Source organism: Kineobactrum salinum, from assembly GCF_010669285.1.
In the GTDB taxonomy this organism is placed as follows: domain Bacteria; phylum Pseudomonadota; class Gammaproteobacteria; order Pseudomonadales; family Halieaceae; genus Kineobactrum; species Kineobactrum salinum.
This window is the reverse complement of record NZ_CP048711.1, coordinates 4,024,435-4,046,402: the sequence shown is the minus strand read 5'-3', so window position 1 is coordinate 4,046,402 and position 21,968 is coordinate 4,024,435. Positions and strand designations below refer to the sequence as shown.

General features: G+C 57.9%; 18 protein-coding genes and 2 pseudogenes. All 20 read left to right on the top strand.

The features are described from left to right. Positions 1-54: 54 nt before the first annotated feature. The 20 genes and pseudogenes from G3T16_RS17930 to G3T16_RS17835 all read left to right on the top strand — a co-directional run bounded on the left by G3T16_RS17930 (position 55) and on the right by G3T16_RS17835 (position 21,932). Positions 55-1,887 carry a gamma-glutamyltransferase gene (locus G3T16_RS17930; RefSeq protein ID WP_163496417.1) on the top strand — a complete coding sequence of 611 codons (1,833 nt, stop codon included), beginning with the start codon at positions 55-57 and terminating at the stop codon, positions 1,885-1,887. Between the two features lie 37 nt (positions 1,888-1,924). Continuing rightward, positions 1,925-3,649, top strand: coding sequence for a gamma-glutamyltransferase (locus G3T16_RS17925; protein WP_163496416.1), 1,725 nt, complete (start codon positions 1,925-1,927; stop codon positions 3,647-3,649). An 88-nt stretch (positions 3,650-3,737) separates the two neighbouring features. After that, positions 3,738-5,993, top strand: coding sequence for a TonB-dependent receptor (locus G3T16_RS17920; RefSeq protein WP_163496415.1), 2,256 nt, complete (start codon positions 3,738-3,740; stop codon positions 5,991-5,993). A 50-nt stretch (positions 5,994-6,043) separates the two neighbouring features. Continuing rightward, complete coding sequence (locus tag G3T16_RS17915; RefSeq protein ID WP_163496414.1) at positions 6,044-7,342, top strand: metal-dependent hydrolase family protein; 1,299 nt, start codon at positions 6,044-6,046, stop codon at positions 7,340-7,342. A 68-nt stretch (positions 7,343-7,410) separates the two neighbouring features. Then, positions 7,411-9,870 (top strand): S9 family peptidase, encoded by a 2,460-nt coding sequence (locus G3T16_RS17910; protein WP_163496413.1) that lies wholly within the window; start codon positions 7,411-7,413, stop codon positions 9,868-9,870. A gap of 74 nt (positions 9,871-9,944) precedes the next feature. Further along, the gene (locus tag G3T16_RS17905; protein WP_163496412.1) at positions 9,945-11,765 is read left to right on the top strand and encodes a DUF885 domain-containing protein; all 1,821 of its coding nucleotides are present in this window, start codon (positions 9,945-9,947) and stop codon (positions 11,763-11,765) included. A 37-nt stretch (positions 11,766-11,802) separates the two neighbouring features. Next, complete coding sequence (locus G3T16_RS22595; RefSeq protein ID WP_163496411.1) at positions 11,803-12,186, top strand: gamma-glutamyltransferase; 384 nt, start codon at positions 11,803-11,805, stop codon at positions 12,184-12,186. Between the two features lie 65 nt (positions 12,187-12,251). Beyond that, a pseudogene (locus tag G3T16_RS23230) lies at positions 12,252-12,539 on the top strand (gamma-glutamyltransferase); the annotation flags it as partial. Between the two features lie 122 nt (positions 12,540-12,661). Continuing rightward, positions 12,662-13,534: pseudogene (locus tag G3T16_RS22585) on the top strand (gamma-glutamyltransferase); the annotation flags it as partial. Between the two features lie 62 nt (positions 13,535-13,596). Beyond that, on the top strand, positions 13,597-14,085 hold the full coding sequence (locus G3T16_RS17885; RefSeq protein WP_269473313.1) for a transposase: 489 nt from the start codon (positions 13,597-13,599) through the stop codon (positions 14,083-14,085). Between the two features lie 358 nt (positions 14,086-14,443). After that, positions 14,444-15,745 carry a tyrosine-type recombinase/integrase gene (locus tag G3T16_RS17880; RefSeq protein WP_197911734.1) on the top strand — a complete coding sequence of 434 codons (1,302 nt, stop codon included), beginning with the start codon at positions 14,444-14,446 and terminating at the stop codon, positions 15,743-15,745. Beyond that, positions 15,745-16,635, top strand: coding sequence for a DUF6387 family protein (locus G3T16_RS17875; RefSeq protein ID WP_163496408.1), 891 nt, complete (start codon positions 15,745-15,747; stop codon positions 16,633-16,635). Before G3T16_RS17880 ends, G3T16_RS17875 begins: the two co-directional genes overlap by 1 nt. Before the next feature lie 105 nt (positions 16,636-16,740). After that, on the top strand, positions 16,741-16,971 hold the full coding sequence (locus G3T16_RS23225; protein ID WP_163496407.1) for a helix-turn-helix transcriptional regulator: 231 nt from the start codon (positions 16,741-16,743) through the stop codon (positions 16,969-16,971). 638 nt (positions 16,972-17,609) lie between these two features. Beyond that, the gene (locus G3T16_RS17865; RefSeq protein ID WP_163496406.1) at positions 17,610-17,903 is read left to right on the top strand and encodes a hypothetical protein; all 294 of its coding nucleotides are present in this window, start codon (positions 17,610-17,612) and stop codon (positions 17,901-17,903) included. Continuing rightward, positions 17,879-18,310: a hypothetical protein gene (locus tag G3T16_RS17860; protein ID WP_163496405.1), complete on the top strand. Its 432-nt coding sequence runs from the start codon at positions 17,879-17,881 to the stop codon at positions 18,308-18,310. The genes G3T16_RS17865 and G3T16_RS17860 overlap by 25 nt, the downstream gene beginning before the upstream one ends. A 289-nt stretch (positions 18,311-18,599) precedes the next feature. Continuing rightward, entirely contained in the window at positions 18,600-18,830 is a 231-nt protein-coding gene (locus tag G3T16_RS17855) for a hypothetical protein (protein WP_163496404.1), read from the top strand. Further along, a complete protein-coding gene (locus tag G3T16_RS17850; RefSeq protein WP_163496403.1) occupies positions 18,827-19,099 on the top strand; it encodes a hypothetical protein in 273 nt (90 codons plus the stop codon). The genes G3T16_RS17855 and G3T16_RS17850 overlap by 4 nt, the downstream gene beginning before the upstream one ends. Positions 19,100-19,277: 178 nt before the next feature. Further along, positions 19,278-19,697 (top strand): hypothetical protein, encoded by a 420-nt coding sequence (locus G3T16_RS17845; protein WP_163496402.1) that lies wholly within the window; start codon positions 19,278-19,280, stop codon positions 19,695-19,697. Further along, a complete protein-coding gene (locus G3T16_RS17840) occupies positions 19,681-21,090 on the top strand; it encodes a phage terminase large subunit (protein WP_163496401.1) in 1,410 nt (469 codons plus the stop codon). The genes G3T16_RS17845 and G3T16_RS17840 overlap by 17 nt, the downstream gene beginning before the upstream one ends. Positions 21,091-21,413: 323 nt before the next feature. Next, positions 21,414-21,932 (top strand): hypothetical protein, encoded by a 519-nt coding sequence (locus G3T16_RS17835; RefSeq protein WP_163496400.1) that lies wholly within the window; start codon positions 21,414-21,416, stop codon positions 21,930-21,932. Positions 21,933-21,968 lie beyond the last annotated feature (36 nt).

The following is a 21,968-nucleotide window of genomic DNA, read 5'->3' as shown; positions in this document are numbered from 1 at the left end:
CTTTACTGATGACCGTAAACACCCTGTACTTGCGAATTGATGACCGGAGAACGTATGAGAAGACTGACCGTTACCCTGCTGGCTATGACTGCTTTCACCGCGCATGGCGACGAGCAGACAGGGCCCGTGCAAAAGCACCATGCGCCGCAGTCGGTCGATATGTCGCCCGCCAGATGGTCTGCCGGTGATTGGGACAAATACGTAGAACTGGAAGGCATGGCGTTTCCTGGCAACCCCGAAGTGATCGGCCACGGGGGCGCCATTTCCGGCAGCTACCACCCCCTGGCGCAACGTGCAGGCCTTGAGGCACTGGCGCAAGGCGGCTCATCGGTGGATGCCGCGCTGACCACGGCGATGGCGCAGATCACCGCGGGCGGCGGCGCTGTGACCAGCTTCTTTGGCATCATGACGCTAGTGCATTACGATGCCGGGAGCGACAAAGTGAGCTACCTGAACGCCGGTTGGAATACTGTGGCTGGCGAGACTGACCCCTTGAGTATCCCCGGGGAAATCGCCGGGTATGGAGAAGGCCTGTATGGAACGGGTGACGTCAGCGGACGTACCGCTCTCGTAGGCGGCTTCCTGCGCGGTGTCGAGTCGGCCCATGCCCGCTTTGGCCGGCTGCCCTTCAAACAGTTGCTTGCTCCTTCAATCTACATCGCCGAGCACGGCATTCCCTTTAACCGGTCACTGCAGTCCTTTCTGGAACCACGTAAGCAGGATCTGGCGCGGCTCCCCGCATCAAAAGCCGTGCTCTCCAGGTCCGATGGCGAGTGGTACGGACCGGGAGACCACTTCGTGCAGCCTGCATTGGCCAACACGTTGCACGCGATTGCCTCGCAGGGAGTGGACTACATGTATACCGGACCCTGGGCGCGCAAGGCCGTTGCCGCGATACGGGCCGATGGAGGGAACATGACCCTGGAGGACCTTGCCTCCTACGAAGTGCAGTGGAATGATCCTCTGCAGGCGTCACATAACGGTTACACGGTCTATGCCAATGGTGCCCCGTCCTATGGCGGGGCCAATATGATAGAAGCGTTGCACCTGGGCGAGGCGGCCGGTATACGCGAGTTGGGCCACTGGTCGGAGAACGCTGAAAGTTTTAGGCGGGTATCTGAGTTGTTGAGCAACGGCAACATTCCCTTCATCGAGGCATTTGCGCCCGGGTCACTGGAGCAGCTCTATCCCGGGCTGGACTTTTCCCTGGCAGCGCGAACGCAACCAGCCCATGCCGAGAAGCTCTGGTCCTATATGGAAGAGGGGCGGCGCATGATGCAATGGGATGACAAGGGGCCGAAACACTCGGATACCGTGGTTGCCATTGATGCTGACGGCAACATGACCGCGATTGTGCATTCCATCAACGCGGTGGTGTGGGGAAAGACCGCCATCATTGTCGATGGTGTCACTGTTGGCGACCCCGCGGTAAGCCAGAAGGCGATTCTGGCGATGGCGGGACCGGGCAACCGGCTACCCGATCCCACGGAGGCGGGACTGTTGTTCAGGAATGGGGAACCGGTAATGGCCTTCTCATCAATGGCGATGGGCCTGCACCTGCAGACCTTCCAGTCACTGACCAATGTCATGGATTTCGGCATGACCCCCAAAGAGGCACTTGATTCGCCTTCAATTTTGTATCCGAAGGTCGAATCGATTTCGGACATGGGCAATGCTGCAGCCACAGTGCGCGTGATGCGTAACTCTTTCCCCCCAGAGCTTCTGGAAAAGACCGGTCTGCCCTACATGGAGATCACTCCGGAGGAGCGGCGCTACGCCCAAGGACTGTGGATTGGAATTGCACGTGATCCCGCAACGGGTACGCTGCGCGCGGCCTCGCACCCGTATACAAACGGTCGGGCGATGGCACTTGAGTCGAAGCCATGAACAGTGGCCGACAGAACAATACCGACAAGGAGCGAGCATGAAACGCAGGGAATTTTTGGGCAGCGTTGCTGCCGGTACCGCAGCGCTAGGGCTGGGTGGTGATTCGGACCCCTCCTTCGCGGCAAATGCTTATCGGCCATTGCCGGACAATCGCACCCAGGCTTTGGTAGAAGCTGCGCATTTCGGGCGCAAGTTGCCCGCCAGCGGAAGCCGGGGGCTTGCCATTTCGACACATCCCCTCGCAAGTCAGGCCGCTGTCGAAATATTGAAGGAAGGCGGGAATGCGGTGGACGCAGCCTGTACGGCGGCCCTGACCCAAACCGTTGTTGAACCGCATATGACGACACTCACCGGCGTCTTTTCGCTGCAGTACTTCGATGCCCGCAGTGGCGAGATCTCCTATCTGAATGCCAGCAACAACGCGCCCGCCAATTTCCCGGTGGATCAGGCGCAGCTGGGTGAGCTTGGCGTCATGCTGCGAGACGGGCGGGGAGTCACAGTGCCCGGTTTCTGGGCCGGCATCGAAGCGGCACTGGGACGATTCGGCACCGTACCAGGCAGTCGTGTGGTAGCGCCGGCTGTCCAGTATGCCCGCCACGGATTCTCAATGCATCCCTTCCTGTGGGGTGAAATATTTGTCTCCGCCGATAAAATTGGGGTTAGCCCCGAGGGGCGGGAGATATTCCTTCCCGGTGGAACCTTACCGAAACCTGGAGCCACGCTTTATCAGAAGCGGGCGGCGGATCTTCTTGAGCGCCTTGGGGATGAAGGCAGTGACTATTTCTATCGTGGTGGGTTCGCGAAAAGGTTTTCAGAGAAAGTACAGGCAGCCGGCGGCTGGATCACACCGGAGGACTTTGCCGAATACGAGGTCATTTGGCAAGAGCCCGCACGTTCCACCTATCGCGGCTACGATCTGTTGGTCGCTCCGGATCCGGATTTTGGCGGCGTCGTTTTTGGCGAGATCATGAACATGGTGGAACAGATGGATATTCACCGCCTGGGGCCTGCCTGGGATTCCGGCGAAACCACCTTCAAGCTGATGCAGATCATCGCGGATGTCGGTGTGCAGAATGTGCTCGATAGCTATGCCGGCACCACGCCATCAATGGCCGAGCGGCTTTCCAAGAGTCGCGCACAGCAACGGTTCCAGGCACTGGGAAACGGTAAGCCCAGCAATCTGCTTGAGGTCATGGATGGTGCGGCCGTGCCCCCGCCCGGCAGCAATCACCTCACGGTGGTTGACAACGATGGCAATATGGCGACGGTATTACACTCCTGCATGTCCTATCCCTGGACCAATGGCTTGTTTGTCGACGGCATCAGCATCTGTGCCGCGGGAGCTCACTATGCCTCCGGACTGCCGCAGCCGGGAAAGCGTATCAATGCCCGCATCAGCCCGCACATGTTTCTCAAGGAGGGCCGGTGCGTTCTGGCGGGTGGGTCGCCCAGTGTCTCCCTGCTGGAAAATATCACGCAGAATGCCATCAATTTGCTGGACTTCGGTATGGATATCGAGGCCGCGGTCCACAAGCCCCGCTTCGGCGGCAACTCCATGAGCTATCCCGGCGCATTGATGGTGGAAACCGACATGCCGGAAAGTGCTTTTCAGCTCCTGCAAAAATCTGGTGCGGCGGTGCATCGTGTCAATCCCTGGCACTGGGGGATGGGATCCTATGACAGCATCGCTCTTGCGCCCGAAAATGGCATGGCCCGCGCCTGTGGCGACCCACGGCGCACGGCCATGGCGATCGCTGTGTAGTTCGGGTCAGTGCGTGACAGGAATTCCCAACCGCGTGTCGCGCAGCTCCACTGATCGCTTTTTAATAGACCATTTTTGGAAGACTGACATGGATAATCTGTACATCCGATCCATCCGCCCCATAGCGAGAGGCGTTGCGCTGGCCACGGCCCTTACCCAGCCGCTTTTCTCACACCTGGCGGTTGCCCAGGGGCCACGCGCCATTGAGGAAGTGTATGTCACAGCTCGCAAAAGGGAAGAGACCCTGCAGGATGTACCCATGGCAGTGTCCGCCATGGACGGTCTCAAGATAGAAAAGGCGGGCATTGATGATGTCGGCGATCTCTACACTCGGGTGCCGGGACTGTTCTACACCCTGGGCGGCGGCGCCACACCCAATTCGGACTTTACCTACCTCAGTATGCGCGGGGTGGGATTCAACGGCGGTCTCGAGCCGGCGGTCGGCGTATTCATCGACGGTATGTACCAGCCGCAGGTTGGATTTGACCTCGGTTTCCTCGATTTGGCGCGTGTCGAGGTGCTACGTGGCCCACAGGGCACCCTGTTCGGCCGCAATACACAGGCCGGCGCCCTGAATATGGTGACGCGCGATCCCGGCGATAGTTTCGAAGGGCTGGTAGAACTCGAGGCCGACGAACACGAGGATTACCGTGTGCGGGCGGCGGTTTCCGGCCCGCTCAGCGACACACTGGCCGCGCGCCTGAATGTGGAGGCGCGTGACGCCGAAGGATGGTCTGACAACGTCACACTGAACCGAAAGCAAAATGACGCCGAGGGCTTTTCCGCTCGTGGAAAGCTGGTCTGGACGCCGCGAGAATCCCTGGAGATAAAGTTTATCGGCGATTACAGCGACCGGGAGTTCGGCGACCTGGGATACGGAGCGCCGATCAACTGCGATTGCACTGACGTGCTGCACGATTTCCAGCAGGATGACGAGAAAGAGAACACAGGCCTGCAGATGAACATCGATTGGGCGATAACGGATACTGTGGCCCTGACGTCGCTGACCGGCTACCGCTCCGTGGATTCGATCAGTTTCTATGATCCCGACAGCAATGTCTCGGATCAGACCCCGCTGACACTTCTCCCGATAACCGAGTCCACCACAACGCCGGTGGTGCCAATTGCCGTGGCCTCCGAACCGATAACCGTGGCGGGAACCAGCCACAGAACGGATCTGGAACAGGACTTCTTCTCCCAGGAACTCCGTCTCGCCGGTGGTGCCGATGATTTAACCTGGCTGGCCGGTCTGTATTATTTCGAGCAGAAAATGAAACAGGGTCGCAAGTTCGATATTGGCCCCGGTATTCCATACTTACCATTGTACATCCGCGAGGACTTTACCGAAGACCGCGACGGATGGGCCGTATTTGGCCAGGCCAGCTACACCCCTACAGAACGTATGGAAGTAACTCTCGGCGCGCGGTACTCCAAAGAGAACGTAGACATCGGTGGTGAACGGGTGCTCAACGTGGCCAATGCCTCAATTTTCTCCTTTCCCAAAATCGGGGATGAAGACTATGACAATATCTCCGGGATGGCGTCGGTATCGTACGACATCAGCGACACCATGCTGACTTACGTGACGGTAGCCATGGGGTGGAAGGCCGGCGGTATCAATCGCTTTCCGAGTCGCGACAACGCGATCCTGCCCTATGACGACGAGACCTCAGTGAATTACGAATGGGGTGTGAAGGCATCTTCCGCTGACGGGCGATTCAGCGCCAATGCTGCATTGTACTGGATCGACATCGAAGACCAGCAGCTTCTCACAGTCGTCCCCGACCCCCAGGGTGCAACGCCGATCACCACCATCGACAACGCGGCATCCAGCAGCAGCCGCGGAATAGAACTGGAACTGAATGGACAGTTTACGGAAGCCTTGGGGCTCGAGGCCTCCTACGCCTATACCGATACGGAGTTCGACGAGTACCTGCAGAAGGATGCTGCCGGCAACTCCGTGGATCGCTCGGGCGATCATTTTGAGTACGTGCCTGAAAACACCTTCTCCGCCACCGCTTCCTACCTGTTCCAGATGGGCGGTGGGGCGACCGTCGAGGCGCTGCTGAGTTACCAGTACACTGATTCCTTCACCTCAGGATCTGGCAGCTTTAACGCGCCGCTGGGTTTTCTGAACGAAAACGATAGCCAAAGCCGCTGGAATGCTCGTGCCGTGTGGAACCGCGACGCCTGGAGCGCAACGGTCTATGTCGAAAATCTCACGGACGAGTTGGATTACAGCTTGATCGACTATGGGCCCTTTCTGCCTCTGGACCAGGCAACGCTCTACGGCAAGCCACGGGAGCCTCGCACCTTCGGGGTGAAGGTACGCTACGGCTTCTGAAAAGACCGTACCCACATAATTCGAGATTATTTAAAAAGGGAGTGGATTCAATGATGCACCGGACGAAAACCACAGGGCTCGCCACGGCCCTGTGTATCGCGATTACTGCCCTGGGCGCCAACGCCACGACCTACCAGGAGATACGCTGCGGCACGTTGCTGGATGTCGAGCAGGAAAAGACACTGACTGACCAGCGCATCCTGGTCAGGGATGACGTGATCGCGGAAATTGGCAAAAGCGTTTCCAGTCCTGAGGGAACGGCTGTCATCGATCTTTCAGACCGTGTGTGCATGCCCGGATTGATGGACATGCATACCCATCTGTTCATCGATACCACCGGGGTAACACTGGACCAGTCGGCTCCGACCCGCTCCAGTGCATTCAATACGATCAAGGGGCTGCAGAATCTGAAAGTGCTGCTGGACAGCGGGTTTACCACCGTAAGAGTACCCGGGGACTTCGATTACTACTACGCTGGTATCGAACTGAGGGATGCCATCGCACGCGGGGAGCTTCGCGGGCCACGCATGCTGGTTGCCCCCCATGCCATTTCTCCTCTGGGCGGGCACGGTGATCTCAATACTTATGCCCCTGACCTGCCCCATCCGGTCATGGGACCAATGATCGCGGACGGGGAAGAGGCGATCCGCCGCGCAGTGCGCAAGGAGATCAAGCACGGCGCCGACTGGATCAAGGTGATGGCGACCGGCGGCGTGATGTCGCAGCGCGATGATCCCGAAGTGTCCGCCTACACCAAAGATGAATTTCGCGCCTTCGCCGAGGAAGCCCACCGTCACAACAGGAAAATCACTGCCCATGCCCACGGTGATGCGGGCATACGCGCCGCCGTCGAGGCCGGTTTCGACTCCATCGAGCATGCCACTCTGGCGGAGCCGGAAACCGCGAGGCTGATGGCGAAGAAGGGTACGTACTACGTACCGACATTGTACGTGGTTGACTGGATTCTCGAACAGGGGCAAAGCGGCGGCATCTCCGCCGACAACCTCAAGAAGGCGAGATTGGTCGCGCGCAAACATGCCGGGTCGGTAAAGCTGGCTTACGACGCGGGAGTGAAAATGGTCGTCGGATCAGACCCTATTTTCCCAATGGAACAGGCGGTTCGCGAATTCAACGCCATGGCGAAACGCATTCCCGACAACTGGTATGTGCTAAAGGCCGGTACTATCAGCGCGGCCGAGATGCTGGGCCTGCAAGAGAGTATTGGCAGCCTGACAGAAGGCAAGCAGGCGGATATCGTTGCTGCGCCAGAGAACCCCATTGACGACATGTCACACATCGAATCGGTGAACTTCGTGATGAAGGGCGGCGTGGTCATTCGCAACAACTGATTCAAGAGCGCTCCAGGGGCATGACTCAGCCCCGGACGGCATGCAGGACTGAGGGAGAAGTACATTCAATGACTATCGTACCGAGGCTGTGGAAAGTCACCGTATTTCTTGCCATTCTATTACCGTCCGCCGCCCTGACCCGAGCGCAAGCAGACCAGGGTGACTTCGGCATCAAGCCCGAAGACTATAAAATGGCAGAGCGTTTGCTCGAGGGCAATCTGAAAGGACTGGTAAAGAACGACCGGGTGGTGCCGCACTGGCTGGGAAATGAAGGTGGATTCTGGTATCGGCGGGATACGGAACAAGGGCAGGAATACGTCGTGGTCGACCCGGCAAAAGTGCAGCGTCGGCCTGCGTTTGATCACAAGGCACTTGCCGATGCCCTGGCTGATGTATTCAAAAAGCCGGTAGATCCCGGGAATCTCGGTCTCAAATCCGTAGCGCTGAATGACGCGCTGACCTCCCTCAAAGCGGTGGTGGGCGACAAGTCCGTGACCTGCAATCTACAGACGATGGATTGTAAGTCGGAAAGACTCCGGCATCCTCCCGAAGGCGCATTGGTGTCAAACACCGGCCAATACTTCCTGCGAAGCGAGGACAACAATCTTGTCCTGGAGTCTGCGGGTTCCGGAGAGAGCAGGCCCCTGACCGACGACGGTGAACCCTACCGGGCCTGGGGCAAACTGCCGGACACGTCCCTGATGACTATCCAGATCAAGAAGCACGACCTGGCGCTTCCGCCCTGGGGCGTGCAGTTTTCACCGAATGACCGCTATCTGGTCGCTTCCCTGACGGACGAGCGAGCAGTGGAAGTCAACCCCTATGTCGAATGGGTACCCACGGACGATACATTGCGCCCCATACTGCACGAGGTACGTCAACCCTTCTCCGGTGACGTGGGGATACCCGAAACGCGCCTCTTTGTCTTCGATCTGCAGACAGGAGCACGCACGCAGATCGACGTTCCCGACGGCTACAACGCAGGGGGTATGGAGGGCAACGTGCTGGGCTGGAGCGCCGGGAGGGCGCAGGCATTCATATTGTTGCAGACTCTCGGCAGCAAGAACCTCGCACTGCTGCGTGTGGATCTGAATTCCGGCGGCTCAAAAATCATAATCGAGGAGCAGGCCAGGACACGGGCACAAAGCAACAGCGCACAATACAACCGGTCCAATATCCGCATTGTCGATGATGGTGAGGACGTAATCTGGTATTCAGATCGAAGCGGCTGGGGACATTTGTATCTGTATGACGCACAGACCGGTCGCCTGAAAAACAGGATTACCTCTGGTGACTGGTTGGTCCAGGACATACATGCACTGGATGAAAAGCAGCGCGAGATCTACTTTACAGGTGGCGGGCGCGAAAAGGGCCGCGACCCCTATTTCAGGCACCTCTACCGGGCGTCCCTGGATGACGGGAATGTTACTTTGCTGACACCTCCCGATGCCGACCACCATTTCCCCCCGGACCCGGTATTAACCATGACGGTGTTGTACGGCATGCGGCCCGCAGCGCCACTGATACAACCCGACGCGAACCTTTTTATCGATACCTGGTCCCGGGTTGATGAGCCCCCCGTAGCGGTTCTGCGTTCCAGCCGTGACGGGCAGGTAATCATGCCTCTGGAAACCGCCGATGCCAGTGCCCTGTACGCCACAGGCTGGCAAGCCCCTGTGCGACAGGCGGTCACAGCGGCGGACGGTGAAACTGATATCTATACTGTCTATTTTCCTCCCAATCGTGAATTGCCTGGAGGCCGACACCCGGTGGTCGACGCGGTCTACGGCGGACCCCAGATATCGGTGGCGCCGCGCAATTTCTCCGAGGCCTACATGGGGACTCTCGCGATCCGCGCCACGCATGCATTGGCAGCTCTGGGATTTGCCGTCGTGACCACGGATGGACGAGGTACGCCACTGCGTTCCAATGCGTTTCGTGACGCCGGGTACACGGAGTTTACCCGGGTCGGTATTGAGGATCATGTGGCGGCGATCAAGCAACTCGCTGAACGGCACCCCGAAATTGACACAGACCGGGCAGGCATTTACGGCTGGTCTTGGGGCGGCACATTCACCGCCCAGGCCCTGATGGAGCGGCCGGATTTCTACCACGTGGGCGTCTCCGGTGCCGGTGTCTACGACTATGCCGCACTCTACCCCGGTTTTGAGCAATCCGTCGGCGTCCCGGCATACGCGGATGGCGGGACAAAGCGTTCCAGCCCGGACGAAAAGCCGGTCAATTGGGAGATGCTGGATATTACTGCCATGGCAGACAGTCTCAGCGGGCACCTGTTGATTGTCTATGGTGACATGGACGAAAACGTACCCCAGAGCCAGGCGTTCCGGCTGGTGGATGCCCTTATAGACGCCAACAAACCTTTTGACCTGCTGTATCTCCCCAATCGCACTCACGGGGCCTCGCAGGAGGGATATGTGCTGCGCCGGCATTTCGATTACTTTGTGGAGCACCTGCTCGGTATCGATCCGCCTGCCGATGTGGCAATAGACATGAAATCGCTGCGCTAACAGGGACACCACACAGGCTGTTTTTCAACAGCCTGTTAATGGGTCCTGCGGGACTCACAAAGGAGAGAGTTACGATGACCAGATATTATCCCCTGATGCTGCTTGCCGTAACGCTCGCAGTCACCGCCTGCACCCCTCCGGAAGGTGACAGATCCCGACAGGGCGAGGCCTCGTCTCCCGTAGAAACCGAACGACATCCGGAGCCGGATACCTCCGTAGCGGCAGAGAAACTGCAGGCGATCAGCGATGAGTATGTCGGGTATGTTGTCAACACTAACCCCTATCTCAAATTGATATCCGGCGAGCGGGTGACCGCCCTCCCCGATCAGACACTGAACACAGCCCGGCGCAGGGTCGCGGTATTGCGAGACCTGCTTGAGCGATTGCGGAATGTGGATCGCAACGCCCTGCCCTACAACGACAGCCTGACTCACGACATACTGAGACGCGAGTTGACGATGGCAATAGAGGGACTGGACCACTTCTGGCTGGGCTTCAATGTCACCCCGTACCAGGCCGGATATACCTTCAGCACACTGCTTCCCGTGGCACTGGGCAACGCTGCGCTTGAGGATGCCGGGGACGTCGCGGCCTATCTGGCTCTAGTGGAGGATGTGGGCCGCTTCGTGAATGATCAGCAACAGCGGCTCGAGCAACAGGCACAGCGGGGTATTCGTCTACCAAAGCCGGCATTGCCCGGTGTGCGGAACGTATTTCACGGTCTGCGCCGGGATCTACCGCAACTGGTAGCGGTTGCCCCCGACCGGATGACGGCGCTGGACGATACATTGCGCCGCGAACTGACCGACCGGATTCCCTCGCTACTCGAAAGCAGGCTTTTTCCCGCTATCGATAAGCTGCTGGGCTATCTGGGGGCCGACTACGAAGAGCAAGCGCCGGAGTCGGTAGGCCTGGGACAATACCCAGGCGGAGCCGCGGCCTATGCATTCGCCATCCGCCGGGAAACCACCCTGGATCTTGATCCGGAGGCAATTCATCAACACGGCCTGGACTATCTTGAGAAAATTCAGGACGAGATGGCCGCTATCCGCAATGAACTCGGCTTCGAAGGCACCGCCGCGGCGTTTCACCAGCAGATGGGGGCAGACCCGCAGTTTCTTGCCCGAACTCCACGGCAAGTCGAGCAGCGCTACCAGTCCTACATAGACCGTATCGAGCCTCATATTCTAGATTATTTCTCAACGCTGCCAGAGGCACCCTACGGGGTCAGGCGGCTGGACCCGGCAGCGGAGGCCGGCATGACCTTCGGTTATTACCAGGCGCCGTCACCCGGCAATCCGATGGGGCTCTACCGCTACAACGGGTCAAATCTGGAAAGCCGGCCCATGGTGTGGACAGGAGCCCTGATCTACCACGAACTCATTCCGGGGCACCACTTCCATATCGCCTCCCAGCGCGAAAACGAGGACTTGTCTGAGTTTCGCAAGCTGACCGGTCTGATCTACGCCGCGTTCACCGAGGGCTGGGCCAACTACGCCGCCAGCCTGTCGCTCGAGATGGGCATAATGGATGACCCCTATGACCGTTACGGCTGGCTGCTCTTCAACAGTTTCATTTCCTCCCGCCTGGTGCTGGATACCGGCATGAATCATTTCGGCTGGTCCCTGCAGCAGGCGCGCCAGTTCATGCTCGATAACACGTTCTCCAGCGAGGAAGAAGTGAACACCGAGACCCTGCGCTACTCCACAGACCTGCCAGCGCAGGCATTGGCCTACAAACTGGGCTACGAAAAATTCCGCGCCATCCGCGAAGCTGCCGAGACACGCATGGGTCAGGAATTCGATATACGCGAATTCCATACCGCGATACTGGATTATGGTGCCATGCCCCTCCCTGGGCTGGAGCAGCACGTGAAGACTGTTTTGAACAAATAGACCGTGCTTACATGCTCGACGAACAGGGTGTCTACTTATGAAAAGGCGAAGCTTTCTCGGTGCCGCGGCACTGACCGCGGCCGCTCCTCTTTATGCCAATACACTGCTCCGTGGAGAGTGGCGCCCACTCAGTGACCGGGCGCGCCGCGACCTTATAGAGCAGGCCGAATTTGAGTCCACCAAACAGGGCGTCTCGGGTACCGGCGGTGTGGCGGTGAGCACTCATCCCCTGGCGACCCGGGCAGCTATTGAAGCGCTGAAGTCGGGGGGCAACGCGGTAGACGGTCTCTGTGCCGCGGCGCTGGCGCAGACAGTGGTTGAGCCACATATGACGACGATCACCGGTGTGTTTTCCATGTTGTATCATGAAGCCTCGACGGGAAAAAGTTACTACATCAACGGCACCAATGCCCGCCCCTGAATCATCCGGATATCGATATTTCCAAATTCAAAGCGGCAGATTCCACTACCGGGGACTATATCTGCGTGCCGGGTTACTGGGCTGGCTGGCAGGGGGCGCAGGATCGCTTTGGCACCCTGCCCCGCAAGCACGTTATGGCAGCTGCGATCCACTACGCCCGGGAGGGATTCGAGATTCACCCGTTCCTGTTCGGGGAAATGTTCGTCATGCTGGAACAGATCGGTACCAATCCGCAGGGGCGGGAGGTCTTCATGCCGGGCCGGCGCCTTGTGCAACCGGGGGAGAAACTCTACCAAAAGCGCTACGCCGATCTGCTGGAGCGTCTGGCAGATGAGGGAAATGACTACTTCTATCACGGCGCTTACGCCGAGCACTTTTCCAGAATCGTACAGCAACGTGGCGGGAGCATCACCCCGAGGATTTTGCCCGCTACGAAGCATATTGGGAGGAGCCGGCCCGAGGCCGTTACCGGGGCTACGAAACACTGGCTTCGCCGCCACCGGATTTCGGTGGCACCGATGTCGCCCTGGTACTGCAGCTACTCCAGCATGCCGAACTGGAAAAAATGGGCCCTGCCTCGCAATCCGCTGAGACCTGCTACCTCATGTTCAAGGCGCTGGACGAGGTATGGGCGGAAACGCTGGAGCGCAATCACAAGGGGCGGCAACTCACATGGCAGGAGCGACTGGATCCCGAGCGCGCCGCGCGCCTCTATGAAAAGATACTGAAAAACCCACCCAGGCAGGCCATGAAGTCCCTGGACCTGGCAATGCGATTGCCCGCCAACCCCGGGGCGCTGGAAACCGCAACCACCGGTAGCAATCATCTCACGGTCGTGGATGGCAATGGCAATGTGGCCACGGCGCTGCATTCCTGCATGTCCCTGCCGTGGACCAACGGCCTGTTTATCGATGGTACCAGCATCTGCGCCTCGGGCGTGCACTATACATCCGGCATGCCCGAGCGCGGCGCGCACTTCAATTCCCGTATTGTCCCGCTCATGGTATTAAAGAATGGCAAGCCAGTGCTGGCATGCGGATCCCCGAGTGTTTCTCTGTATGAGAATCTGGTGCAGAACATAACCAATATCCTGGACTTCGGCATGAGCATCGAACAGTCGGTAAACCTGCCGCGCTTCGGCGGCGACTGGGGTCGCGGGTCACGTCTGATTGAACAGGATATCGGTGAGGAGCTCATTGCAGCAATCGCTGCCAAAGAAGGCGTCGAGCTCGATGTCGTCAACCCCCGCCACTGGCTGCACGGTTCTTTCGAGGGGATCCATATAGAAGGCAAAAGGGCCTACGCCTGCGGTGATCCGCACCGAACCGGTGTAGCGATGGCTGTGTGAAGCAGTCGCGTCTACCCCTTCTCAGATGACCAGCTTGGCAAGATTCTTCAGGCCAAGGACACCTGAGCGCCAATTCAAAACTACCAGTACCGGGGCAGGACCACGATCCCGAGGGCCGCAAGAACCGCGGCCTGATTAGCCTGATGCGCCGTCATGAATGGCGCCTGTCGCACCAGCAGCGCGACAACCTCAGCACGTACCTCAACGCATTCCCGGTGCTAAACGCCCTGTACGAAGCCAAGCAGCGCCTGAATCGGTTGCTACTCCTGAAAACCTTGACCCGGAAACGGGCTGAAAGAGCACTGCCCAAGCTACTCAGATTGATCAAACAGCTTCACGCCAGTCCGCTTCACCGGCTGGCGAATACCCTCACATCCTGGTTGGAGCCCGTCACCGCCATGTGGCGATTCTCGAAGAGCAATGGGGTCACTGAGGGCTTCCACAACAAGATGGAAATGATGTCCAGGAGAGCGTATGGGTTCAGAAACTTTGAAAATTACCGACTGAGGGTCTTAACCTCTTCATTGTGGGTTCCTCCTCCTCGCTGGTGACTGTTGGACAGCACACTCAGTGTGGCACTTGATGCCGAAAGTGGGTGAGGAGGAGTCCATCCCATTGTTAGTTGGGTAGAGCCACCCATTGTGGATGGGATGGCATCATCAACCGGGTTTAGTGAAAACCGGCCCATCCCCCGTTAGTTGGGTAGAGCCTAGAGCCTTGTTTTATAAGGGATATTGGCGGAGAGAGAGTCTACATTTTTCGAACCCCTTAGAGTGGCATAAGACACTATAAACCCTTTATTTATAGTGTTTACCCAATACCCTTGTCTTAGCCCGTCGCAAGTAATACTATGCAATTGTGTTACCTATGGCGGGAACAATGGCGGGAGTAAAAAGGGGGATTCGAATCATGCCGAAGCAAGCGAAAGAGTTAAGCGCCACCGAACTGCGAAAGCTGGCCAAGCCTGGCACCTACAAAGTGGGGGGCGTGTCGGGGCTTCAGGTGGTGGTGACGCCCGCCGGAGCAAAGTGCTGGATTCTCCGCACGATGGTTGGCGAGCGCCGCCGGGAGATTGGATTAGGTGGATTCCCCGAGGTACCACTGGCAGAGGCCCGGAACAAAGCCCGTGAGCTTAAAGACCAGATACGGCAGGGCGTGGATCCGATGGAGGAACGCAAGGCCAACCGCACAAAGCTGGCCCAGGCTACCGCCCGAGGATTGAGCTTTGCCGATGCCGCCAAGCGTTGCCATGCAGTTAAGGCGCAAGAATTCAAGAACCCCAAGCACGCTGCCCAATGGATCACCACGCTGGAAAAGTACGTTATTCCAGAGCTTGGCAGGCTGCCAGTGTCAGAGATCGAGACTCCCCAGGTTCTGGCTGTGCTGGAACCGATATGGGCGGAGGTGCCGGAGACTGCCAGCCGCGTGCGTCAACGCATGGCCGCCGTGTTCGATTGGGCAAGGGCCGCGAAGATACGCACCGCACCCAACCCGGCAGCGTGGAAAGATTGCCTTGAACCACTGTTGCCCGCTACGGCCAAGTTACGCAAGACCGCAGGCAAGGCCCGAAAGCACCACGCCGCGCTGCCGGTTGCCGATGTGCCCCGCCTAATGTCAGACATTGGGACTCGGGATGCGCCTAGCGCCCAAGCCCTGCGGTTTGCAGTCCTGGCCGCCGCGCGTTCTGGCGAGGTGCGGTTGGCGACGTGGGATGAAATCGACTTAGACGCCGGTGTATGGCGACTCAGTGCCGACCGGATGAAGGCAGACAAGGCGCACACAGTTCCATTGTCCCGCGCCGCCGTGGAGCTGTTGAAGGCCCTGCCGAGGGATAACCCCGCCGGGCTGGTGTTCCCTAACAGCAAGGGCGTGGAGCTGTCGGATATGGCCCTATCCAAGTTGATGAAAGATGCCCACGCCGCAGACCTGAAGAAAGGCGGACCCGGATACATTGACCCGATACTGGACCGCATAGCAACGCCCCACGGTACCGCCCGGAGTTCGTTTAAAGACTGGTGCCGCCAGAACAACCGCTTCCCCGATGAATGGTCAGAACTGGCCCTGGCACACGTCAACAGCGACGCCACCCGCACCGCATACGCCCGCAATGAGCTGCTGGAAGAACGCCGGGGCATGATGGAGGCATGGGGGCAGTATTGCGAGCCGTCGCGCTCTGGTGGCCGTGTGGTGGCCTTCGGGGGGCGTAAGTAATGGCCCTCACCGGGAAGAGCCTGCACAAGCACCTGCAATCGTGCGTGAAAAGGCCGGGGGCTAACCGTCTGGATCACCGCTACTATGATGCGCTTGCGGATTATTCGATTAACGACTGGGAAGTGGCCTTTCAGGTCCGCAGCTATCTCGGAGAATTATTGTCCCAAATCAAAGGGGGCGATGATTCGAAGGATTGGAGAGAAGCGTTTGAATCTGAATTTAATCGAGCATGCTGTTTTACTGTGCAAGAGCCGATGCCGAACACTGATTACCGCCGATCCGAACGCAGCGTTGTCCCATTTGATTACAGAACGGCTGATTTCGAATCAAGAAGTCGTGCCCCCGTCCGCGGATTGGAGTTCACTGACATTTATTCTTCCGTCTTGATGGAGGCCACCAAGCAGCGCCAAAAAATCCAGAATCGAATGGAAGAACTTGCAGAATTCGATTCAAATCTTTACGAAGACGAGCGCGCAGCTATCGCAATTTTGCCCTGGATGATGGAGCGCCCTGCCGCAGAATTAGATAGACCATTCTGCAAAGTCGACCTGGACTTTTCAGACAAAGTGATCCTTGAGCAGTTTGCGGAGTGGTTGCGCCACGCTAGACGCCGCCGCCCTGTATACCGTGCCGACGATGTAGCACTAAAAAAGCGGATGAAAGGCTGGGCAAAAAATAGAGTCCTGCAATATGCCGATGTGATGCTGTTGGCCGGATATCTCGGTAAAAGTCTCACTTACAACAACATTCTGAACATCGTTTATCCAGATCGCCAGCTTGACTGGGCTTCGCCGGAAGAGTCTGTAAGAAAAATCAGAAAATCACTTGTAACAGTGTTTGATGGCGACTGTGGGGGCGCATTCATTCACCCCAAAGGCGGACGCCGCTAGAACCCTTCCATCTTCAACCGGAAAAACTTTCCCGGTATTCGCTTCCGGTTGAGCGCGAATAGCTGTGGCACCTTTGCATAAACACACTGCAAGAGGCCGCAGACAATGGCAGCACAATCTACCTCCGAGCAACCCGCAAAGCGTAAGCGCAACCCGCCTCCCGCGCCGACTGAGTTTGCAAGCGACACTCAGTTAGCGCAACGCTATTCCGTGAGCCGCGCAACAATCTGGCGCTGGAGTCAGGAGGGAAAAATACCGCCTCCGCTTCGCATAACCGGAAATTGCACCCGCTGGCGCCTCTCTGAAGTCATTGAGGCTGTGGAGGGCGCAGCATGAACCCAACCCCTCAAGAAGAAACCCTCCGCATGGCCCTGAGCCTGGTTGCGGACACTTACGGCAAAGCTGAAGCCCTGCGGATTGTCGCGGAGTGGGCAAGGACAAAGATTGAGGAGGCCGCCGCATGAGCACGCAAACTATCTTGCTGCCTTCAATCGCACCCGCCATCACTCGCACTGTGACGCTGGACCGGGGCCAATACACCTGCCGAATTCTCGTTGATGACGTGGAAGTGTTGTCCCGGATCAAAGGCAGACCATGGACGATCAGTTGTGACCTGGACGACCTTACATTGATTGCCGATGCAGCGCGCGGAGCGTTGCGAATGACTAGCAGGGGGAAGTATGAGCTACCAGCCGCAGGATGACGCCCGCAGCGCGCCAGATTCAACGATACCGGCCCGACCCGAACACAACCCCATGGTACGGAATCAAGGCAACACAACGTCCTTGCGAGCCGCTATCGACGCTATGTGTGCTCATTGCATGGGCTGCACTGCGGATCACCTGGAACCAGGCTTCAGGGATCATATCCGGGCCTGTACTTCGACAGTCTGTCCGCTATGGAATTTCCGAGCTTACAAATAGTAAACGGCTCCCAAAGGAGCCGCTAAAAATCAGTCCCGCCACAGGACCGAAATGATGATAGCACAACATTGTATTGACGAAGCAGTGACAGCCGTAAAGCGCGAGACGGTATCACCTGCCGCCCATCGCCTGCTTGACTACCTGTTAACCAATGAGGCGGCGCTAACCCATGAAATAGCTAGGGACTGCGCCATCGGCAATATCTCCGCCGCCGCCAACCTTGTCCGGCCTGCACTCCAGCGGCACGGGCTGGCCATCGTTGCGGATCTCCCGAAGCCGCAGATTAAAAACCGATTCGGTGAATTGAGCATGTCGCATGAATGGCGATTGGTACGGACTCGCTAATGCCAGGACAGGCAAACAGCAGGGGCATGCTCCCGAACGGGCGCAAGAAGGCGGGACCGCCGTTTGTCAGGATGCTGCACGCGGTTCTGGATCATCCGGACTACAAGGCCCTGAGGAAACCCACAAGGGCGTTTCTCTGTGATCTGGCCCGCCAGTACAACGGCTTCAACAACGGCAACCTGAGCGCCGCCGAGGGCGTCATGGGCGCATACGGCTGGACCAAGTGGGAGTTGATCCGGGCAAGGCGGGAAGCGGAGGCATACGGCTGGATTGAAGTCACTCGATACCCAAGGGCAAAGCGCGATCCGATTCTGTACCGGCTGACCTGGATGGCAACGGACAAATGGGACGGAGCACCAAAGCTGGACCCTGGTGCACACAGTCAGAAAGTCAGGAGCTTGAAGTGATGATTTCGATTTTCGATGGTGCGGAGAAACACCTTAAAACCCTTCTGAGGTGCGGAGAAACACCACAGAACAACGAATTCAGCCCTAAATCAGCGTCTGAGGTGCGGAGAAACTACTTAACAGGCTGTTTTTCCTGTTTCTGTGGTGCGGAGAAACAACCCTCTATAGATATCTACCAAGGGCACAGCCCGCAAACAAAGGTTTTAAGGGGCTAAACATGATTCGGCTCCCCACCAGCACCACGAGTTACAAGACCAGCAAACCGCTGGCCAACTGAGAGGAAGCAACCATGAAAGACCTAGACAGAACCATACTCAGCGACACCACTGACACCCTGCACGATATACACAACCGACTCGTTCACATGAGCGAGGGGCTTGTGGGCATTGGAATCGCGGCCACTGGCGAGCATGGTCACTCGGGGCTGGGCAGCGCGGTATATGTCATGGGGATTGCCCTGGATGACATTAGCACCCGGCTTGAGTCCGTCACCGATCAACTACGGGAGACCAACCAATGAAAACCCCCCAACGACTAATCGAGAGCATCCAAGGGCACCAGCGCGAAATGAGCATATGCCAGGGCGCACTGGAAACAATCGGCGACCTGATCCACCGCCGTCATGGCGAAGCTGACTTGGAAGGCATTAGCGAACGCGATCTGGAGGGATTCGGGCTGGCAGTCCGTGCAATGGCCAATGCAATCGGAACCCATGTGGAAGAGACCGATGGTGATTTGGATGAATTGGCAATCTTGCTTGGAGAGGAAACCGCGCAACATGTCGCATAAAGCTACATATATATTTGGCATGGCGGACAATGTGTCCGCTATTCCATCATATAAAACAGATACTTATGGTTTGTTATATCCTGTTCCCGCCATAATTCCCGCCATAATGGGTGTCATTGTTGGGGGCTTGTGGTTAAAATATGACCAGTATTCGGACCAGTAGCAAGGGAATTACACCATGACTGCACGCGGTAGACCGTTCGAGAAATTGCCAGCCGGTGCCCGTAAGCACCTGGAGAGCATGGCCGCCAGTGGCCTGTTATCTGAATCAGCCGCAGCCACTGCCTTAGGTATGCCGCTGGATCAGTTCCGCCGTGTGGTGCAGGAGCATGCGCCGTCAAAACTCATTTGGGAAACCGCGCTATCCATTGAGCGCGACCAGTTGTTAGATGCCCTGTACTGCCGGGCCGTGGACGGCGATACACGGGCCGCACAGACATTGCTGGCAGTTCGGCACGGACTCAGCGAGAAAGCGCCCCAGGGCAGCGGTGGTGGCGTCTCAGTGGTGTTCAACCTGCCCAGCGCCATGGACCCGCAAGCGTATCTGGAAGCGATACAGGTCAAACAGGAAGCATTGCCCAATGCCAGCAGCGACTGACCAGCGCCCCGACCAGCTTTCACCCTGGCAGGCGCAAGCCATGTCAGTACCGGAGAGCATGGACCTGTTCCTCGGTGGTGGCCGTGGTCCCGGCAAGACCTACACCCTGGCGGCTATGTTCCTGCGCCACGCTGAGCAGCATGGTCCCCGCGCCCGGTGTCTGGTGGTCCGAAAGTCATTCCCCGGCCTTCAGGATATTGAAGCCGAATTCCTGGAGTACTTCACCGCCGTATATGGATCAGCCCTGCGGCATGACGGACAGAAGCATCGCTTCACCCTGCCCGGTGGTGCCACCATTCAACTGGACCAACTGGAGCGCGAACCCGACTTCCAGAAGTATCAGGGCAAATCGTTTTCACACATTGCGGTTGATGAATCCGGACAATATGCCTCCCCGGTACTGGTGGACCGGCTGCGGTCATCACTGCGGGCACCCGTAGGCGTCCCGGTGCGCTTCTTCATCCTCGCAAACCCTGGTGGCCAAGGGCACCATTGGTTGGTCCGCAGATACGCACAGCGCGCGTCCTGGAAGCCCTACGTATGCCCCGCAACCGGCGCCGACTTCGTAACCATATCTGCGACCTACCGCGACAACGAATTTATAGACCGGGACAAGTACGCCAAAAACCTTATGGCTGCCTGCGCCACCGATCCCGAGCTTGCCAAAGCCTGGCTGGACGGCGACTGGAGCGTATTGCGCGGAGCGTACTTCTCCAACGTCATAGACGAACACCGCAACATGGTTGAACCCTGGCCCAAACTACCACCGCGCCGTGGATATGATCCCTACGACGATGTTGAGCCCTGGCACACTTATCTGGCGCACGATTTTGGCAGTGCCGCACCCTCGGTAACGTACCTTTGTGCGGAGTCCCCCGGTGCCGAGTGGGAAGGATTTTTCTACCCGCGTGGCAGTATCGTGTTGGTTGCCGAGGAGGCCACAGTACACCCCGACGATGACAACCAAGGTCTAGGTCTCACGGTCCCCGATCAGGCAAGCCGGATTCTGTCCATGTGCAAGCGGTGGGAGTGTGACCCGCGCGGTGTTGCGGATGACGCGATTTTTAACAAAACCGGCAGCCAGTCCGGGTCCATTGGTGATGAGTTCCGCCGTGCTGGCGTGAGCTTTTCCCGCGCGAAAAAGGGCGCAAGGATCAGTGGCTGGCAGGTCATGCGCCGTCTGCTGTCCGATGCGGGGCAACCAGACAAACCGGGTTTGTATATCAGTCGCTCCTGTCGGTATTGGTGGCAGACAGTCCCCTCCCTCCCGAGGGATCACCGAAACCCCGAGGACGTAGATTCAACAGCACCCGATCACGCAGCGGATGCTTGTAGATACGCGCTCACCCGCGAAAAGTGGGCAACGAGTATCAAGGTGCAATTTCCGAATTGAGGCGATTATGGCAGGTCACGAATTAATGATACACGGTCAGTTGCTCGACACCCCGAGGAAAGGACCAATCGCAATGGCAAGAGCTACACGGTTTGCCATATCGAAACGGAGGATGGGGAAAAAACAAAATCATTTTTTGTCAGCAGCCATGTTCCGAAAGTGAGCTATACGCTGCTCTCACTGTGTCCAGGAGATCACGTAACCCTATACGGCAGTTTTTTAATTCGCAAAGCCGAAGATTCCACCTATGTGGCGGTCGGCATCAGCCCGCGTCGCATCCTATGTTACAAGCCCGTCCTGAAACATGACCCGAGGAAATAACCATGACCGAGAAAACACCCGAACAGCAGGAAATCGAAACCCTGCGCGAGCACAACGCGGATTTGCTGGCCGACCTGAAGAAAGTCCGCAAGAAATTGGCAGAGGCCGTGGAGCACTCAGAAGCGCTCAGCACCGAACGCGACACCGCCCAGGGCGACCTGCGCCGCCTGATGCTCGAAAAACCTGTGAACGCCATGCTGGACCGGGTAGCGGTATTGCCCAAGCACTTCCGCACCGAGTTTGAATCCCGCGGCTATCGGTTTGAACTGGATAACGAGAATGTGGTGATCCGGGACACTGAGGGCAACCCCGCAATGATCGATGACCGAGAGGCAACCTTTACCGAGGCCGACATCAAAGACCTGGTGCTTGAAGGATGGAAGCCAGAAAAGGAACGCTCCGATCATGTGGAGAACTTCGCCAAGCTAGTGATTGGCTCCAGGGCCTCCGGTGGAGTGGGCACCGGCACTGGACATGCACCGAAACCCGCCCCGGAGAGATTGCCCACCGGCCTGCGATGAATGCTATACTTGGGGCTGTGCTACCGCCTTGTGGGC

Coding starts and splice junctions, on each gene's coding strand:
- G3T16_RS17905 (WP_163496412.1), top strand. CDS start 9,945: ATGACCAGATATTATCCCCTGATGCTGCTTGCCGTAACGCTCGCAGTC.
- G3T16_RS17835 (WP_163496400.1), top strand. CDS start 21,414: ATGACCGAGAAAACACCCGAACAGCAGGAAATCGAAACCCTGCGCGAG.
- G3T16_RS17875 (WP_163496408.1), top strand. CDS start 15,745: ATGGCCCTCACCGGGAAGAGCCTGCACAAGCACCTGCAATCGTGCGTG.
- G3T16_RS17850 (WP_163496403.1), top strand. CDS start 18,827: ATGAAAACCCCCCAACGACTAATCGAGAGCATCCAAGGGCACCAGCGC.
- G3T16_RS17915 (WP_163496414.1), top strand. CDS start 6,044: ATGATGCACCGGACGAAAACCACAGGGCTCGCCACGGCCCTGTGTATC.
- G3T16_RS17930 (WP_163496417.1), top strand. CDS start 55: ATGAGAAGACTGACCGTTACCCTGCTGGCTATGACTGCTTTCACCGCG.
- G3T16_RS17925 (WP_163496416.1), top strand. CDS start 1,925: ATGAAACGCAGGGAATTTTTGGGCAGCGTTGCTGCCGGTACCGCAGCG.
- G3T16_RS17845 (WP_163496402.1), top strand. CDS start 19,278: ATGACTGCACGCGGTAGACCGTTCGAGAAATTGCCAGCCGGTGCCCGT.
- G3T16_RS17920 (WP_163496415.1), top strand. CDS start 3,738: ATGGATAATCTGTACATCCGATCCATCCGCCCCATAGCGAGAGGCGTT.
- G3T16_RS17910 (WP_163496413.1), top strand. CDS start 7,411: ATGACTATCGTACCGAGGCTGTGGAAAGTCACCGTATTTCTTGCCATT.
- G3T16_RS17855 (WP_163496404.1), top strand. CDS start 18,600: ATGAAAGACCTAGACAGAACCATACTCAGCGACACCACTGACACCCTG.
- G3T16_RS17865 (WP_163496406.1), top strand. CDS start 17,610: ATGATGATAGCACAACATTGTATTGACGAAGCAGTGACAGCCGTAAAG.
- G3T16_RS23225 (WP_163496407.1), top strand. CDS start 16,741: ATGGCAGCACAATCTACCTCCGAGCAACCCGCAAAGCGTAAGCGCAAC.
- G3T16_RS17860 (WP_163496405.1), top strand. CDS start 17,879: ATGGCGATTGGTACGGACTCGCTAATGCCAGGACAGGCAAACAGCAGG.
- G3T16_RS17840 (WP_163496401.1), top strand. CDS start 19,681: ATGCCAGCAGCGACTGACCAGCGCCCCGACCAGCTTTCACCCTGGCAG.
- G3T16_RS22595 (WP_163496411.1), top strand. CDS start 11,803: ATGAAAAGGCGAAGCTTTCTCGGTGCCGCGGCACTGACCGCGGCCGCT.
- G3T16_RS17880 (WP_197911734.1), top strand. CDS start 14,444: ATGCCGAAGCAAGCGAAAGAGTTAAGCGCCACCGAACTGCGAAAGCTG.